This window comes from Methylomonas methanica (assembly GCF_001644035.1).
GTDB lineage: Bacteria > Pseudomonadota > Gammaproteobacteria > Methylococcales > Methylomonadaceae > Methylomonas > Methylomonas methanica_A.
Map to the genome: position 1 here is coordinate 14,297 of NZ_LUUG01000090.1, position 15,812 is coordinate 30,108.

Annotated in this window: 13 protein-coding genes and 1 pseudogene; 10 read left to right on the forward strand and 4 right to left on the reverse strand. The window is 51.4% G+C overall.

Going from position 1 to position 15,812, the window contains the following annotated elements; all coding sequences use genetic code 11:
• Positions 1-114: 114 nt before the first annotated feature.
• Positions 115-2,064, forward strand: coding sequence for a malto-oligosyltrehalose trehalohydrolase (gene treZ, locus A1332_RS16485; RefSeq protein ID WP_197491489.1), 1,950 nt, complete (start codon positions 115-117; stop codon positions 2,062-2,064).
• The gene (locus A1332_RS16490) at positions 2,054-4,096 is read left to right on the forward strand and encodes an amylo-alpha-1,6-glucosidase (RefSeq protein WP_064009545.1); all 2,043 of its coding nucleotides are present in this window, start codon (positions 2,054-2,056) and stop codon (positions 4,094-4,096) included. The genes treZ and A1332_RS16490 overlap by 11 nt, the downstream gene beginning before the upstream one ends.
• Positions 4,097-4,471: 375 nt before the next feature.
• On the opposite strand, the gene A1332_RS16495 is transcribed toward A1332_RS16490, so the two are convergent.
• On the reverse strand, positions 4,472-5,524 hold the full coding sequence (locus A1332_RS16495) for a PspC domain-containing protein (protein WP_082879741.1): 1,053 nt from the start codon (positions 5,522-5,524) through the stop codon (positions 4,472-4,474).
• 237 nt (positions 5,525-5,761) lie between these two features.
• Between A1332_RS16495 and A1332_RS16500 the strand changes: the two genes are divergently transcribed.
• From A1332_RS16500 to A1332_RS16510, 5 genes are all read left to right on the forward strand, one after another.
• On the forward strand, positions 5,762-6,982 hold the full coding sequence (locus tag A1332_RS16500) for a toxic anion resistance protein (protein WP_064009534.1): 1,221 nt from the start codon (positions 5,762-5,764) through the stop codon (positions 6,980-6,982).
• 1,228 nt (positions 6,983-8,210) lie between these two features.
• Positions 8,211-8,585 carry an SDR family NAD(P)-dependent oxidoreductase gene (locus A1332_RS26070; RefSeq protein ID WP_231890330.1) on the forward strand — a complete coding sequence of 125 codons (375 nt, stop codon included), beginning with the start codon at positions 8,211-8,213 and terminating at the stop codon, positions 8,583-8,585.
• Positions 8,548-8,715: an SDR family oxidoreductase gene (locus A1332_RS26345; protein ID WP_269454664.1), complete on the forward strand. Its 168-nt coding sequence runs from the start codon at positions 8,548-8,550 to the stop codon at positions 8,713-8,715. The genes A1332_RS26070 and A1332_RS26345 overlap by 38 nt, the downstream gene beginning before the upstream one ends.
• Complete coding sequence (locus tag A1332_RS26350) at positions 8,691-8,813, forward strand: SDR family oxidoreductase (protein WP_197492586.1); 123 nt, start codon at positions 8,691-8,693, stop codon at positions 8,811-8,813. The genes A1332_RS26345 and A1332_RS26350 overlap by 25 nt, the downstream gene beginning before the upstream one ends.
• Before the next feature lie 196 nt (positions 8,814-9,009).
• Positions 9,010-9,219 carry a hypothetical protein gene (locus A1332_RS16510; RefSeq protein WP_157204033.1) on the forward strand — a complete coding sequence of 70 codons (210 nt, stop codon included), beginning with the start codon at positions 9,010-9,012 and terminating at the stop codon, positions 9,217-9,219.
• 380 nt (positions 9,220-9,599) lie between these two features.
• Here A1332_RS16510 and A1332_RS16515 read toward each other — a convergent pair whose 3' ends face one another.
• Positions 9,600-10,205, reverse strand: a complete 606-nt coding sequence (locus A1332_RS16515; RefSeq protein WP_064009536.1) for a hypothetical protein — start codon at positions 10,203-10,205, stop codon at positions 9,600-9,602.
• A gap of 454 nt (positions 10,206-10,659) precedes the next feature.
• Here A1332_RS16515 and A1332_RS26080 point away from each other — a divergent pair, with 454 nt between their 5' ends.
• From A1332_RS26080 to A1332_RS16525, 3 genes and pseudogenes are all read left to right on the forward strand, one after another.
• A complete protein-coding gene (locus tag A1332_RS26080) occupies positions 10,660-11,262 on the forward strand; it encodes an IS110 family transposase (protein ID WP_231890331.1) in 603 nt (200 codons plus the stop codon).
• A gap of 76 nt (positions 11,263-11,338) precedes the next feature.
• A complete protein-coding gene (locus A1332_RS26085) occupies positions 11,339-11,482 on the forward strand; it encodes a hypothetical protein (protein ID WP_231890332.1) in 144 nt (47 codons plus the stop codon).
• Positions 11,483-11,873: 391 nt separating this feature from the next.
• Positions 11,874-12,823: pseudogene (locus A1332_RS16525) on the forward strand (IS5 family transposase).
• Between the two features lie 212 nt (positions 12,824-13,035).
• Here the strand turns inward: A1332_RS16525 and A1332_RS25380 are convergent.
• Positions 13,036-13,191 (reverse strand): hypothetical protein, encoded by a 156-nt coding sequence (locus tag A1332_RS25380; protein ID WP_157204034.1) that lies wholly within the window; start codon positions 13,189-13,191, stop codon positions 13,036-13,038.
• Positions 13,188-15,737 carry a chemotaxis protein CheB gene (locus tag A1332_RS16530; RefSeq protein WP_231890333.1) on the reverse strand — a complete coding sequence of 850 codons (2,550 nt, stop codon included), beginning with the start codon at positions 15,735-15,737 and terminating at the stop codon, positions 13,188-13,190. Before A1332_RS16530 ends, A1332_RS25380 begins: the two co-directional genes overlap by 4 nt.
• Positions 15,738-15,812 lie beyond the last annotated feature (75 nt).

Here is a 15,812-nt window from a genome sequence, read left to right on the forward strand (position 1 = left end):
CCTTGCAGTCGTCTTTGTCAAAGAGGGGAGCAATAATCGGGTGATTCGGCATAATCCGAATTTCGGGTAGTTATTTATGACGATACCCTTAGTGGCTTACTTGGAGCAATAATCGTGCGCGAACCGATAAACAGCGAATTAGTCAATGGCCGCCGCTTCCCAATTGGAGCGGAGCGAGTGCCCGGAAAAGGCGTGCATTTTCGTGTCTGGGCACCGGAAAGAAAAACGGTGAAATTGGTCATTCATTCGCAGGTTGAAGCGATTGATTCTCCTAAACCGCCGACCGAAATTGAACTATCAAGCGAGGGAAACGGTTATTTTTCGGGGATTTTGCAAGATGCTTGTGTAGGGAGCCTATACCGCTACCTGCTGGATGATGACCCGCAACCCTATCCTGATCCCGCCTCGCGTTTTCAACCCCAGGGGCCTCACGGGCCGTCGCAAGTGATCGATGCCTTAACCTTCGACTGGACGGACACCGCCTGGACAGGTATTGAGCCCCATGGCCAGGTCATTTATGAAATGCATATCGGTACATTTACGCATGAAGGCAGTTGGCTCGCTGCGGCCAGAGAGCTACCTGAACTGGCCAACTTGGGCGTGACGGTGCTGGAGATCATGCCGGTGGCCGATTTTCCGGGTCGGTTCGGCTGGGGTTATGATGGCGTCAACTGGTTTGCGCCGACACGGCTTTATGGCACCCCCGACGATTTTCGCTATTTCGTAAACCAAGCTCACTCCGTGGGCCTTGGCGTGATTCTGGATGTGGTCTTCAATCATCTGGGACCGGATGGAAATTATCTATCGAAATTCTCCAGCCATTACTTTTCTAGTCGCTATCAGTGCGATTGGGGAGAGCCGCTAAATTTTGATGGCACGAATGCAGTCGGCGTGCGCGAATATGTACTCGCCAATGCCGCTTATTGGATTAAAGAGTTTCACCTTGACGGTCTGCGGCTTGACGCAACTCAGCAAATCTTCGACAGCTCTGCTGAAAATATTATTGCCGCGATCGTGAAGGCAGTGCGTAGCGCCGGAGCTCCGCGTAAGACATTTATTGTCGGCGAGAATGAGCCGCAGGATGCAAAATTGTTTTTGCCTACCGAACACGGGGGTTTCGGCCTCGATGCATTATGGAACGACGATTTCCACCACACCGCGATGGTGGCGTTAACAGGGCGCGCGGATGCTTACTATAGCGATTACCGGGGCGTGGCTCAGGAATTTGTCTCCACGTTGAAGCGAGGTTTCTTGTATCAAGGTCAATGGTACTCATGGCAGAACAAAGCACGCGGAACCCTAGGTCTGGACATGCCTCCGGCCAAGTTCGTCAACTTCATCCAAAACCATGATCAATTAGCCAATTCCGGCAGTGGCAAACGCGTCCACTTATTAACCAGCCCTAACCGCTACCGGGCTTTGACAACCCTGTTCGTATTGGCACCGCAGACGCCTATGTTGTTTCAAGGCCAGGAGTTTGCAGCCACCAGTCCATTCTTTTATTTCGCCGACCACAAGGACGAAACTGCCCATTTGGTGGCGCGAGGACGCGCAGATTTTCTAGCCCAATTTCGTGCCTTGGCAACACCTGAAATGCAGGCCAAACTACCCGATCCCGGTGACCCACAAACCTTTACCGCTTCAAAACTGGATTTGAATGAGCGTATTCAGCATCAGGAGGAATATGCCTTACACCTCGATTTGTTAAGTATGCGCCGTAACGATCAAGCGTTTCAAGCCAGCCAGCGAAGCAGCCGCATCGATGGCGCAGTGTTAAGCCAGGATGCCTGGGTGATACGTTTTTTCGGGGAGAATTCGGGTGATGACCGGCTTTTATTGGTTAATCTGAGCCGTGATCTTCATCTGGTGCCGGCGCCGGAACCGCTATTGGCCCCGCCGAAGGACTGTGTCTGGGATGCCATGTGGTTCAGCGACGATCCTCGTTACGGCGGAATGGGCATGCCGCGCTGGCCCTTGAAAGGTCCGTGGTATCTTCAAGGCGAATCCGCCGTGGTGTTACAGCCTATTAAACAAGCAAAGGATGGTGTTGAACATGAACAATGATATTGGTATTCGAACCCTTTGGACCGGAGACCCCGCGGAGCAGGAAGAGTTACTGAAACGCGAATGGCTTGTCACCAACGGTCTTGGCGGTTATGCGTCAGGAACCATTTCGGGCGTACCCACCCGCCGTTTCCACAGCCTTTTAACCGCTGCGCTTTCCGATCCTCGCGGCCGCTACGTGATGCTCAATCAACTCAGCGAGTTGGTTCGGTTTCCCGATGGCAGCAGCCAAAAAATAGGCGGCATCGAATTGGCGGACGGATCGCTCGATCTTTACGGCATGTCCAGTCTGCGCGAATTCCGCCTGGAATCGGGCTTACCGGTATGGCGCTATGAAGTGGCAGACCATGTGATTGAAAAATGGATCATGATGCCTTATATGAGCAATACCGTTCTGGTGAAATATCGCCTGGTGTCAGGCACCGGGCCGTTAAGGCTCAAGATTCGTTTAGCCGTGCATTTTCGTCGCCATGAAGCTTCTTTGGCCGAAGGCTTTCCACTGGATTCCTACGATCTTAAAGCCTCCGCCGGACGTCTTGAAATCCATGGATTTTCAATGCCCCCTTTGCGTCTGTATGTCGATGGCGAGAACCCGGCATTCACGATTGAAGCCAAACGCTTCAGCGACATTCTTTACCGTATAGAGGAACAAAGAGGCTATGAAGCTCAGGGTAATCTATGGAGCCCCGGTTATTTTCGCGTTGATCTGGCCGTCGGTAAAGATGTCACCTTGATAGCTTCTGCGGAAAGCCGGGAAAGCACCATGGCGCTGACGCCTGCGGAAACCTTTCAGGCCGAACTGGAACGGCGTCGACGTTTACTGGCGGCGGCGCGTCCGGAACTGAATAACGGCTTGACCAAACAGTTGGTGCTGGCAGCCGACCAGTTTATTATCGCGCCGGTCGAAAGGGGTAGCGAAACGTCTCGTATCTGTGCAACCGGCGGCGATGTGCGAACTATCATTGCCGGTTACCACTGGTTTACCGATTGGGGACGGGACACCATGATCAGCCTCGAGGGCCTGACGCTGGCTACGGGACGCCATTCCGAGGCGGGGCACATTCTGCGTACTTTTGCCCATCATCTGCGTGACGGCCTGATTCCCAACCTGTTTCCGGAAGGAGAAAGCGAGGGCGTGTATTACACCGCCGATGCGACGCTGTGGTTTTTCCATGCGCTGGACCGTTATATCGAGCGTACTGGAGACCGGGCTTTGCTCAGGGAATTGCTGCCCAAACTGTTGGATATCATCGAACATCATGTTCGGGGCACTCGCTTCGGGATACATTGCGATCCCGGTGACGGTCTGCTGGTCCAGGGCGATCCGCGCTACGCGTTGACCTGGATGGATGCCAAATTAGGCGATTGGGTCGTTACACCGCGTCGCGGCAAAGCCGTTGAAATCAACGCCTTGTGGTACAACGCGCTGCGTCTTATGGAAAAATGGCTGCAGGAGGAAAACTTAAGCTCAAACTCGATCGAGATGGCAAAGCGTGCCGATGTCACCCGCCTTAGCTTTAATCAGCGGTTTTGGAATGCCCAGACTGGATACCTGTACGATGTGGTCGACGGTGAAAGCGGTCAAAACGACCCGGCGTGTCGGCCCAATCAAGTATTCAGTTTATCGCTACCCCATCCGGTATTGGATCAGGCGCATTGGCACTCGGTATTTCAGGCTGTCAAAGACCGGCTGTTGACGCCGGTGGGGCTTAGGACCTTGTCCCCGGATCATCCCGACTATAAATCCCATTACCATGGCGACCTTCGCGCCCGCGATGCCTCTTATCATCAAGGCACGGTCTGGCCCTGGCTACTGGGACCTTATACCGATGCCTGGTTACGCGTTTATCCAGACCAGCGAAAAGAGGCGCGTGATTTTCTCGATCAATTATTGGAGAGACATTTGCATGAGGCTTGTATCGGCTCCGTCAGCGAAGTGTTCGATGCCGAAAGTGTATACGCCCCGCGAGGCTGTATCGCGCAGGCTTGGAGCGTAGCGGAGATCCTGCGTGTATGGATGAAGGTTGCTTAACCGCCTGCAAAATTTTCCATAGCTCTGGCGTAAAGAAGTGTCGAAAAATTTCTTACCCCCCAGGTTGTTCAATAACTTTTTTCCGAGAATCCTTGAGTGGAAAAGATGAATAAAGTTGCCGAAATCAGACGACTACATTTCGGTTTTGTTGAACAGGTAACCCCATACCGCGACTGTTTCCGTGCTGAAAATCATGGGTTGTGTCTCAAGCTCACGGGCTGAAAGCCGCAAGAGAATTTACTGAACTGATTTGGGATGGTGGAATGACTGAAATAGGCGGGGTGAGGCAATGATGATGTCAATTTTGCCGCCGAATATCGGACAGACGACTGGGTTACACACTATACCTTACAAGAAGGCAGTGTGGCAGCATGCTTATTTGAGCCAATCGTCCGGATGTTCCACAAATTTGTCGCGCAGGAACCGTCCGTGGATCAGCAGGCCCTGGGCGTCATTCAGGTGCAGACTGGTCAGCATTTTGCCTAGCGATTGGTCGAGTACGTCCAGTTGTTCCGACAATAAGGCATGCGCCGTTTTACCTTGGGTCACTGGCTCTGTGCGGGCTAGCGCGGGGGACAGGGCAAGGTAGCGCTCGATGGCGCTTGGCAGGTAGTCGTGGGCGATTTGCCGGACGTTGTAAAGATTGGGGTCGGTTGCGTCGGTGTCTTGCGGGAGGCGGGACAACAGCGACAGCAACGCATCGATGATGCCTGCGATTTTCCGTTCCACCTCGCCGTCAACCCTGCCCGCGATGCGTCGCTGCAGGGATTCCAGATCCTGCCTGACGGACAGAAGGCTAGGGTTACGCGATATACCTTCGAAAACATATGGATTGCCGCTGGTTTCCTCAATCCGCTGATAAAAGCGCTGTTCCGTCACCCCTCGCAACAGGTTTTCAAGGCGGCTTAATTCCTCCCCCAAACGTTCCTCGACCGCTTTTCCGCCTGGACGCTCCGAATGGGAAGGCGGCAGACGCAGGTAGTGCTCCAATATATTCGGTAGTTCTTCCAGTGCGGCGCGTTTAGCCATGACCAGTTCATTGTCCTTGCGATTGGGTAGGCCATCGAAATCCGGTAGCAAGCTGAGGACGAGCTGATGGGTATGCTCCAGCGCTAACCGGGACGAGGACTGGCTCAATCGCGCATGGGTGGCATCGATCAGTTTTTCCAGGCGCTGGGCCTTGCGCCGCAGTTGCCATGACAGTTCCGAAACCGATGACCGGCGGCCCGGCAGCAGTATCCACAACACAAGGTAAAGCCAGAATGTCAGGCTAAAACTGAAGAATACGGAACCGAGGAAAACGAAGCGAACGGCGGTAACGCTGAAACCCGTATAACGCGCCAAACCACTGCACACGCCGCCCAGGCGGCGATGGTCGAGATCCCGCTCGAGTTTGCGGGTTTCGGAAGATTTCGAAAAAAATCGCATGGTGCCCTCAAAACAATCGATATTCAAGTGAGCTTGGTCGAAAACCCATGATACTCCAAATAAAAAACACTTCAGTTTGAATCGCACCCCGGAAGCAAGGCCGGCACCGATAAGGCGCAAATGCAATCTGGGTTATTATAGCCTTGTGCGCCGGACAACAACGACCGGTGGAGGCCCCGCGAGTCGATTCCCTTTCCAGACCAGCGCGCGAACAACGACAGAACCATGGAGACACCTATGAGCGACACCCCCGAACTTACCCCACCGGAAACCCTGACCGCACCGGCCCCGGTCTTGCCGATAGCCAAGGAGCAAGCGGTTTCCATGATCAAATTGCAGGCCGACACCGTCGCCAAACTGGACCTGCGCGTCGCCGAATTTATCGATACGGTGTTGGCCGAATCCAGCCAAAGCCCTGTCTTCAAGGCCAAGGTCGAAAGCGTTCACAATCTGGGCGGCACTGAAACTCGGGAGGCGGCGGCCATTTCCAACCGCCTGCTGGCGCGTCCGGCACAAGCGCTGGATGCTGGCGCTTTCAATGAGGGTTCGAAAATTTCTCGTTCGCTGGTCGATTTGCGCAATCAGGTGGAAGCACTCGATCCCGCCCGCCAGGGCAACCTGCTGCAACCGCGCAAATTGCTCGGGCTGTTTCCCTGGGGTAACCGGCTGCACGATTATTTCCAGCAATACCAATCGGCGCAAAGTCATATCGATGCCATCATCGTCGCTCTTTACGGCGGCCAGGATGAGCTACGCAAGGACAATGCGGCCATTGAAGAGGAGAAAGTCAACGCCTGGCGGAGCATGGAGAAGCTGGAGCAGTACATCCACGTGGGCCGCAGTATTGATGCGGCGCTGGAGGGTAAACTGGCCGAAATCGAGCCGGTCGATCCGGAAAAGGCGCGCATCATTCGCGAGGAAATGTTGTTTTACCTGCGCCAGAAGGTGCAAGACCTGATGACCCAACTCGCTGTGACCATCCAGGGCTATCTAGCGATGGATCTGATCCGCAAGAACAATCTGGAACTGATCAAGGGTGTTGACCGGGCCACCACGACCACCGTCTCTGCCTTGCGCACAGCCGTGATCGTGGCGCAGGCGCTGGCCAACCAGAAACTGGTGCTGGATCAGATAGGCGCCTTGCGCGCCACCACCGGCAACCTGATCGAATCCACGTCGATATTGCTCAAACAGCAGGCCGGGCAGATACAGCAGCAAGCCGGCGAAGCGGCGGTCAGTCTGGACAAACTGGCCGTGGCGTTCAAAAACATCTACGACACCATGGACATGGTGGCCAATTACAAGCTCGAAGCCCTCGCCAACATGAAAAAAACCGTGGAATCGCTGAGCGGGGAAATCGACAAAAGCAAAGGCTACCTGGACAAGACCCGTGAGAACACTTTGCTGGAAGCCAAGGAGACGTTACACATCGCGGACGAGGACGACATCGTATTATGACAGCCGGATTCCCTATCCCGCGCCCACAAGCCGGCGCGGCCGATCATGCCGAATCCAGGCGCCGCCCCCGTGCCAACAACCGGCAGGTCGTGAACGGCAAGGGCAACCCCATGGAGTATCCCGTGGACTCCAGGGCGCGGGCCACACCCTAGTATCGCTGTTGTTGAAAAGGTGAAACCCGTTGAAACTGAGCGCCAGAGGCTTGCCAGCGTGAGAGAAGACGAGCTGATCGAGTTTCACTCTTGCGTTGGCGTCGCTAGTGGGAATGCATGGTTGCACAATTCCGACAGCAAATTGTTAGCAGCATTAGTAGCCGGGCGCTTTGGGATCGGATGCAGATGAAGAGCTGTCGACATGTGGCGACCTTAAGTATTTTTGCGAATTTGGACAATAGCGACCATGATCATGCGCGGAAAGTCAATTGTCCCGGATTCCGATAACACACCGTAGCCACGCAGTTTTTCGTACATTATTGAGGCCGATTTTAGCGGCAAGAGCGGTATTTTATTTAACCCATCGGAAAGCATCTGTATTCCTTCAGATTAAACATGGGGTACCGTAAGATTGCTTTGTAATACGTAAAATTGCCCCGAAAACGTTGATAGGACAGGCTTGTAAATACCAACTGCAAGAAAAACGAGCGATTATCTTACGGTCAAAATCGCCGGTTTGATCGGAAAATAGCACAAGAAAACGCATTGCGAAAATCAAAACAAGGTTCAATGCCTTGATTTTGCTTTTCTTGTCCCGCCTGTTAATCGTTTACGAAGCAATCCTTATGCTCCTACAATATCGGCCTTGTCAAGCCCTTGGGTGATCGACCACCTTGTCAGGGCAACAGCGCTTCAAGTTTGGTTTGTTAACGCGGTAGCACGGGCCGCTTACCAATATTTCGTTCCCGTATTTCAAAGTTTAATTTTATGCGCGTTGTTGCACAGAAGAACTTATCTTAAATCTATGCGTTGTTAAATAATGGAGAAGGAGCTATGTTTAATCGATTCTCCAAGCACACGGCAATCATTCAATAGGGAGATAGGTCAGCCCATTTTGCATCCGGGCAGATCTGAACATTCATGCTCTGTCGAAATATTTTTGAATTATTGTTGACTAAAACATTATAGTGGAGGCGTCGTGGCCGATAAGCAACATCCAGAACCCCCTAATCCTCTCCAGCATCAGGATCGCCAGCCTGGACTGGAATCCGAGATGAATCCAAAGCCCCAATCCCATGATCCGAACTATCAGGACAAACAAAGGTAAAGTAGCTTTAATTACCGGCGGAGACTCCGGTATTGGTCGAGCTGTTGCCGTGGCCTTTGCAAAGGAAGGTGCTGATTCGGCTGTCGTGTATCTCAACGAGCATCAAGATGCTGAAGAGACTAAGCGCTTGGTCAGCGAGGATGGCCAAAAATGCTTGGTTATCGCGGGAGATATTGGGGATGAACATTTTTGCCGGGAGGCAGTGGAGAAAACCGTCATTACCCTCGGAAGTACGATTATTAATACCACTTCGGTAACTACCTACAAAGGTAGTCCACAGCTACTCGACTACGAAGGGAGCTATCGTGGGATTTACCCGATCCTTGTCTCTCGCTCTAGCTGAACAACACATCAGAGTAAATGGTGTCGCTCCGGGACCTATCTGGACACCGCTTTTCCCTCAACTTTTTCTTCTGAGCACGTCAAATCGTTTGGTGAAAATGTACCGATGGGCAGGACCGGGCAACCGGTAGAAGTTGCCAACTGCTTTGTTTTCTTAGCGTCCGAAGATGCTTCGTATATTTCCGGGCAAGTTCTCCATACCAACGGTGGAACGATAGTTAATGGTTAATTACTGCTTATGGTAATGCCGTCCAGTCCGATCATCTGGTGGCAAATCAGCCCGAACGATTGAGACATGATTGCACCCGCAATCTGCGGCTTCTGACGACTGAAAACAAGCCCCGCGGTTGTTATTGATTCAGCAAACACCCGGTATGCGCACTCCACATTGGTTAACGAAGATACCTACGGGAGACATGATTATCATGACTGAAGAACTAATAACCGATGGGCATCCAGGCGAAACTGATAAACAGAAAAAGAGAAAACCAATACCCCGTGAAGTGAGCGGCGTTGGTTATATCACTAATGAAGGCTTTGTCCGATGTTGCAAAACAGGTATCGATATTCCATTACCGGACGATTTCAAGGAATGGTGCATATTCCACTCCAAACCAGCCACCCATTCCGATTGAAAACCGCCATTGATTTCGAGTCAAACCAAGGCCATCGATTCCGATGCCATGACGCCAGAAGTGAATGTCGGCTTTTGGAAGTAACGAATTAACAGTTTCGACCCAAACCGGCCTGTCGCGCATGTACTAGCTCAGAGCCGATATCAGGTAACTAGCTGCCGTTCAACCAAGTTGAATCAGACCTATCGATATTTGCTATCTACAAACCACCTCGTTAGATATTTTGCTTTCCAAATCAATCCTAACTCGGGGATTCGATCTGTATTCACGCGCATGGAGCAGCGTCAACGAAGTAATCGTAGTGGCTTGTTGGTATTGCGCTGGCCCTGTCGGGCTCGACGGCTGAATATCTAAAGTTGAAACCGATCGAATTAAAACCTTTATTTCTGGATGCAGAGATTACCTGAAAGATGGTTTATTTCTAGCAATGTTACGGTTTGAGTTAGTGGATCAATTTCAAGTGGGGTGGAATGAATCCTAATGGAGCCTTTGGCGCCAGATAATTTTCCACTTCCACTAATGATGACTGAGAGTTCCTTGGAGTTGACGACGTCCAGTGTTTCCATCGAGTGAATTTTGCCGATTACGGCGTTATTGATAGAATTCCGAATCGTCCACTCACTGATGACATTAGCCAAAAAGTCTCCACCGGCGGGGTTGGGAATTAAATCCGAGGTCCAGGCTGATTTGCTGGTGACAAGCACATCCTTTGAACCTAATTTTGCCCGTATACCTTCGGGGCTTGAAACGTAACAGAGATTGAGCAGTTTGGGCGGCGTTTGCCAAAAAATACCAGGGAATTTGTGGCTTGCCTTGAGTGTTGTCCAAATGTCTTTGCAATCCGCAATTTCTAATTGACCAATAGGGGAAATGTCAGCAGCTGTATTTTCAGTTTTAACTTCCATACAGATATCAGCGGCATTAGCCAACGAAAAACTCGCCAAACAGGCGATCAAGTTTGTGGTTATCGCGATTTTTTTAAACATTAGTTATCCCCTATGTTGTTTTATTGATGCTCGGCGTTAATTGACGGCGTAGCATAGAGTCTAATGTTTGATTTGGAGGTATGTCGGTTCGGTGCCGTACAAACCGATGGGTACCTATGATCCAGCTAAAATGTTTGATGCCGCATGTGGATCAAGGTAGTCAGAATTACTTAGCGTCTCACCAAATGCTGTTGAGCAAACACCCGTTGTTTTGCATTATGCGCAGGAAAGGCGACTGTTACGATACCGGGGAGTCGCTATTTTTGCCGAAAGATTTTTTCGAGCATCCCAGCAGGAAAAAATCGGCAAAAATTACGCGACCGCTTATGCCTGCGGCGCCACGATTCGTCCGCGTCGCCTCGTTTCGACCCAACATGATGACACGGACTCCTCCTCACTCCCACGGTGTCACAATGCACCAGACAATTAATGACGGAACAAAGAGGAGTCCGAAATGAATAGTAACGTAGTGGGTTTGGATATCGCAAAGAACGTTTTCCATTTGTACAGCCAATCTGCGGGTGGCAACGTGGTAAAGAAGAAACTGAAACGGAGCGAATTACTGGCGTTTATTGCTAACTTGCCGGCAAGTCTGATCGGCATCGAAGCGTGTGGCGGTTCGCATTATTGGGCAGGCGAATTTACCAAGCTTGGCCACGAAGTCATATTGCTAAACGCTCGCTTCGTAAAGGCCTTTGTGGTGGGTAACAAGAACGATTTTAACGATGCCGAGGCTATTTTCACCGCAGTGACCCGCCCAAATAAGCGGACGGTTGCGGTGAAAAACCAGACGCAGCAAGACATACAGATGTTGCATCGCCTGCGCCAGCAACGGGTGGCTGAACGCACCGGGCTCGTCAATCAAATTCGTGGTTTTCTGAGCGAACGAGGCATTACGTTACCTCAAGGCGTTAATCAGGTGAGACGGCACCTACCGCTCATTTTGGAAGATGCGGAGAATACGTTGTCAGCCTTAAGCCGACAACTGTTTGCTGAACAATATGAACAACTAAAATTGCTGGATGACGCCATAAAAGCACAGGACTGTCGAATCTAACCGACTCTGTCAGCAAACTACGCTCAGTCGTCGTTTTCTTGAGGTGCCGGGTATCGGCCCACTCACAGCCACTATCATGGCTTCCGAAATCGGCGAAGGCAAAGGTTACGCCAAAAGCCTAGATTATGCCGCGAGCCTAAGCTTGGTGCCGCGTCAACATAGCAGTAGCGATAAACACGTGTTATTGGACGCGGCAATAGCTATCTGCGAACGCTACTGATCCACGGTGCACGAGCGGTTGTGAAATGTTGCGGTAGCAAAACCGATCCTTTAAGCCGATGGCTACAAGCCTTGGTAGAACGACGCGATTTTAATAAAGCCGCCGTGGCATTGGCTAACAAAAATGCTCGAACTTTATGGGCAATGGCTAGCCAGGATCGAGCTTATGAAGCTGTTATCGCATAGCGTAATCCGGGTTATCCGTCCTTTGCCCAACCCCTCCACGCGCGAGAAGGGTTCCGGCGTTGGTCAAAGCGTGGACAAGGTGCCCTGTGGGTATAACCCTCAGGCCAGCTAGGTAGAGTTAATTCAGATTGCGGAGGGCTTTGTTGCATAAATCCGCTGTCATCCCATCCCCATGTCACGGTCAAATTGACTGACCTGCAGCCCGAATGCCCAAGCCACAACCACAGAAATACCGAACCACCAACTGGCGAGACTACAACCAATCCTTGAAGCAACGCGGTTCGCTATTGCTTTGGATTGATAAAGAAATGCACTGGCTGTCGCCAGGCAGCGGTAAACGCGGACGAGCTGATAAATTCTCCGATGCGGCCATCCAGTTTTGCCTGATGCTCAAGAACCTGTTCGGGCTTGCGTTACGTCAAGCTAGTGGGATGGTAGCCAGTCTGTTGAAGTTGTCAGGTCTCGATTGGTTGACGCCGGATTACACAACACTTTGTCGTCGCCAGCAGCGTTTACAGGTTTGCATTTCCTATCGCCCAAACTTAAAGGGACTGCATTTGCTCGTTGATAGCACAGGCGTGAAGATGCTAGGCGAGGGTGAGTACCCAAAGGGCATAAATGGAAAACCAAGAAACACGGCGCCGAGTATCGCCGCCAATGGCGCAAGGTGCACTTGGGTATCGACGCTGAAACCTTAGAAATTCGGGCGATTGAAGTGACTTCCAATCGCGTGGGCGATGCTCAAGTCTTGCCGGATTTACTGAATCAGATTCCCTCTGACGAACGCATCGAATCGGTCAGCGGTGACGGCGCTTACGACACCAAGAGGGCTCATGCCGCGATTGCAGAACGTGAGGCCCAGGCCATTATTCCCGTGCGAAAAAATGGCCAGCCCTGGAGAGAAAACACCACGGGCGCCAGCGTTCGAAACGAAACGCTGCGGGCCATGCAGCGATTGGGTCGGGCCATTTGGAAAAAATGGAGTGGATATCATCGTCGCAGTTTGGTCGAAACCAAAATGCGCTGTTTCAAACTGTTGGGAGAGCGTGTCAAGGCACGACTCTTCAAAAGCCAGGTCGCTGAGCTGCAAATTCGAGCGGCACTGCTCAATCGGTTTACCCAACTGGGCAGGCCGATAACCGTTGCCATGCCCTAAATCCGCCTAGCTGATTTGGGGTAAGGGGTAGTTTGGTAATCACAGGATTTGTGCAACAAAGCCCATTATCCGTGGACACTATCTTCTGCTCTTTCAATCAGAAGGTATAGACGTGGTTAATAGGGCGCTTACATCTATTCGGCAAGCCTGTTTCAATAGAGCAATTTGAAAAATTGCTCTCATAAAATAAAATCATACAACCAGGGTCGGGGTTAGACGCAAATCAACAGCACTTGCAGTTCATGAATCAGCGCTTTGTCGTCGCTGAGTGTGGTCGCAACGATGTCCGGTTTTGCCGCGAGTTGTTGTTCCGCGCGCCGACGAAATTCGATAGGATATTGGGTGGGGATTAACGGTTGATTTTTCATGCATCATGCCCGCGCAATTGCGCCTCCAACCGCTTGGTTTCAGTAATGTCTATTAAAGTGATTACTACGCCATCAATCACGTTGTCCTGGGTGCGATACGGCATAATGCGTACCTTGAACCAGCGTTCATCGTGGGTTCTGACTTGTTTTTCCACAAACACCAAAGTATGCAGCACGCCCTGTGCATCTTGATGTAATTCCGAATAATCGAGGTCGGTCACGATGTCAGACAGCGGTCGGCCCGCATCGCCAGCGATCAATTTGAATAGATGCGAGGCGTGATTGGTGAAACGACGGATATTCAACGCATTGTCCAAAAATACCGTCGCCACCTCCATGCTGTTCAGCAGGTTGTTCATGTCATTATTCACCCAGGACAGATCAGCGACCTTGGTTTGCAATTCGGCATTGACGGTCTGGCATTCTTCGTTCAAAGACTGCATTTCCTCTTTCGACGTGGTGAGCTCTTCGTTGGTGGACTGTAGTTCCTCGTTGGTCGACTGTAATTCTTCATTCGCCGACTTCAGCTCTTCCTGAGCCGATTGCGCTTCTTCCCGCAAGCTTTGGTTTTCTTCACGGGCTTTTTGCAATTCATCCAGTGCTGCCTGTAGTTCGGCATTTGGGGAGTGGCTGTTACGCTTTCTCTCTTTTGGCTTCGCTACCTCAGTGAAGATGATTAACAGCATGCCCTTCAAGGTTTCCGGGGTGGTCATGACCTGCACGGTAAGATTAATCATTTGGCTACCCCCGTTGGTGCCTACCGTCAGGTTGGGTAATACCACTGCTTCCGGCTGTTCCCTGGCTTGCTTGAGAGCACCTGCGAGTAGATGGCGCAGTCCCTCTCGGGCCATGGCGTGAATGTTCCAGTTACTCTTACCCGCAGCGGGTTCGAGAAATTTACCGGTCCGGCCATGAATATAGAGAATATCCCCTTCGCTATTGACGACCACCGCGGCGGGTGAATAGTGCTGCAGTAGCAGGTGCTCGACTGCGTTTTGCAGATTCAAAACAGCTGGGGTACTAGGAACGTTTGTCTGGCTCATGGCGGTTACAGGAAGATAGTGGATTGGAAATTCGATACTAGCGATAGGCAAGGGTTCATTAAGGCGTTGGTATAACCGTAATTGATTATCGATCGAGGTAAACAAGTGGGTAAAGCTACCGATCGTCTCGGCATTGCCGAGCAACAACAGGCCATGAGTGGTTAGGGCGTAATGAAACAAGGGGATCAGTTTTTTTTGACAGTCTACGTCAAAATAAATCAGCAGATTACGGCAACAGAGGAAGTCAAGTTTGGTGAAGGGCGGGTTCATGATGAGGTTTTGCTGCGCAAAGATCACCATTTCACGAATGTCCTTGTGGATGCGGTAGCCATTGTCTTGGAGAATAAAAAAGCGACTGAGACGCTCAGGTGAAACGACGTTGGCAATAGTTATAGGGTAGACACCTTGCCGCGCTTTATCGATCGCATCGGTATCAAGATCGGTGGCGAAAATCTGTAACGTGAAGTGGTGCTCAAGACCGCTTTGCATCAACGCTTCCTTAAACACTATCGCCAGCGAATAGGCTTCTTCGCCGGTCGAACACCCCGCTACCCAAGCACGCATCTCCTTACCCTGTGGATATTCGGCCAGTAAAGCCGGGATAACTTGGTTTTTGAGTTGCTCCCAGACGGCCGCATCCCGGAAGAACTGGGTGACCCCAATCAGCAATTCTTTGTACAGCAAATCCTGTTCTTGAGTGTTTTCGTTTAGATAGCGAACGTAGAGAGCAATGCTGCTGATCTGGTGTATATCTATACGCCGTTCAATACGCCGATAGAGGGTGTTTACTTTATAGTGAGAGAAGTCGTTACCAGTTCGCGCCAGGAGCACGCTTATGATTTGGGCCAGAGCACTGGGCGACGCAATGGCCACTACTTGTTCTAAGACCACAGGCTCTCCGCACCGAATTTGCTGCAGGCAAGTCGCTATTTTTTCCCAGAGTTCATCGGGTGGCGCGACCACATCAGCCAAACCGACCGCGATGGCACTGAGCGGCATGGAATCAAATTTAGCAGAATCAGGGGATTGCACGAACGTCAATCCTGCTTGGTCTTTTATGGACCTTAAGCCCTTTGTCCCGTCGGAGCCCATGCCCGACAAAATTACACCAATAGCCCGTTCATGTTGGTCTTCTGCCAGCGTCTGGAAGAATAAATCGATTGGCAGTCGACATCCCCTTGGAGCGCTGGGATCGAGCAAATGCAGTTTACCCTGGCGAATAGACAGGTCTTTATTGGAGGGAATGACATAGATCGCATCTGCTTTGACCTGCATGCCTTCACCGGCTTCGGTGACCTTCATGGGTGTGATCCGCTGCAACAATTCCTGTAGGAAGCATTTATGCGTGGGGTCGAGATGCTGAATGACGACAAATGCAGCGCCACACCCCAATGGAATGTGCGCGAAGAATTGTTGGAGGGCTTCCAATCCACCCGCCGATGCGCCGATGCCGATAATCGGCGGGGTGCTGTTAGGCTTCATGAGCGCTTGATGGGCTGACACGATTTCGCCAGGTTTTACATGACAACTGCTGACCCCATAAAAGGACTGACTGGGAAATTGTGACCATGGCATTCT

Bases quoted from the DNA above. Each gene is read 5' to 3' on its own strand.
- A1332_RS16490 (WP_064009545.1), top strand. From the start codon at position 2,054: ATGAACAATGATATTGGTATTCGAACCCTTTGGACCGGAGACCCCGCG.
- A1332_RS16495 (WP_082879741.1), bottom strand. From the start codon at position 5,524: ATGCGATTTTTTTCGAAATCTTCCGAAACCCGCAAACTCGAGCGGGAT.
- A1332_RS16500 (WP_064009534.1), top strand. From the start codon at position 5,762: ATGAGCGACACCCCCGAACTTACCCCACCGGAAACCCTGACCGCACCG.
- A1332_RS26070 (WP_231890330.1), top strand. From the start codon at position 8,211: ATGATCCGAACTATCAGGACAAACAAAGGTAAAGTAGCTTTAATTACC.
- A1332_RS26350 (WP_197492586.1), top strand. From the start codon at position 8,691: ATGGGCAGGACCGGGCAACCGGTAGAAGTTGCCAACTGCTTTGTTTTC.
- A1332_RS16510 (WP_157204033.1), top strand. From the start codon at position 9,010: ATGACTGAAGAACTAATAACCGATGGGCATCCAGGCGAAACTGATAAA.
- A1332_RS16515 (WP_064009536.1), bottom strand. From the start codon at position 10,205: ATGTTTAAAAAAATCGCGATAACCACAAACTTGATCGCCTGTTTGGCG.
- A1332_RS26080 (WP_231890331.1), top strand. From the start codon at position 10,660: ATGAATAGTAACGTAGTGGGTTTGGATATCGCAAAGAACGTTTTCCAT.
- A1332_RS26085 (WP_231890332.1), top strand. From the start codon at position 11,339: ATGGCTTCCGAAATCGGCGAAGGCAAAGGTTACGCCAAAAGCCTAGAT.
- A1332_RS25380 (WP_157204034.1), bottom strand. From the start codon at position 13,191: ATGAAAAATCAACCGTTAATCCCCACCCAATATCCTATCGAATTTCGT.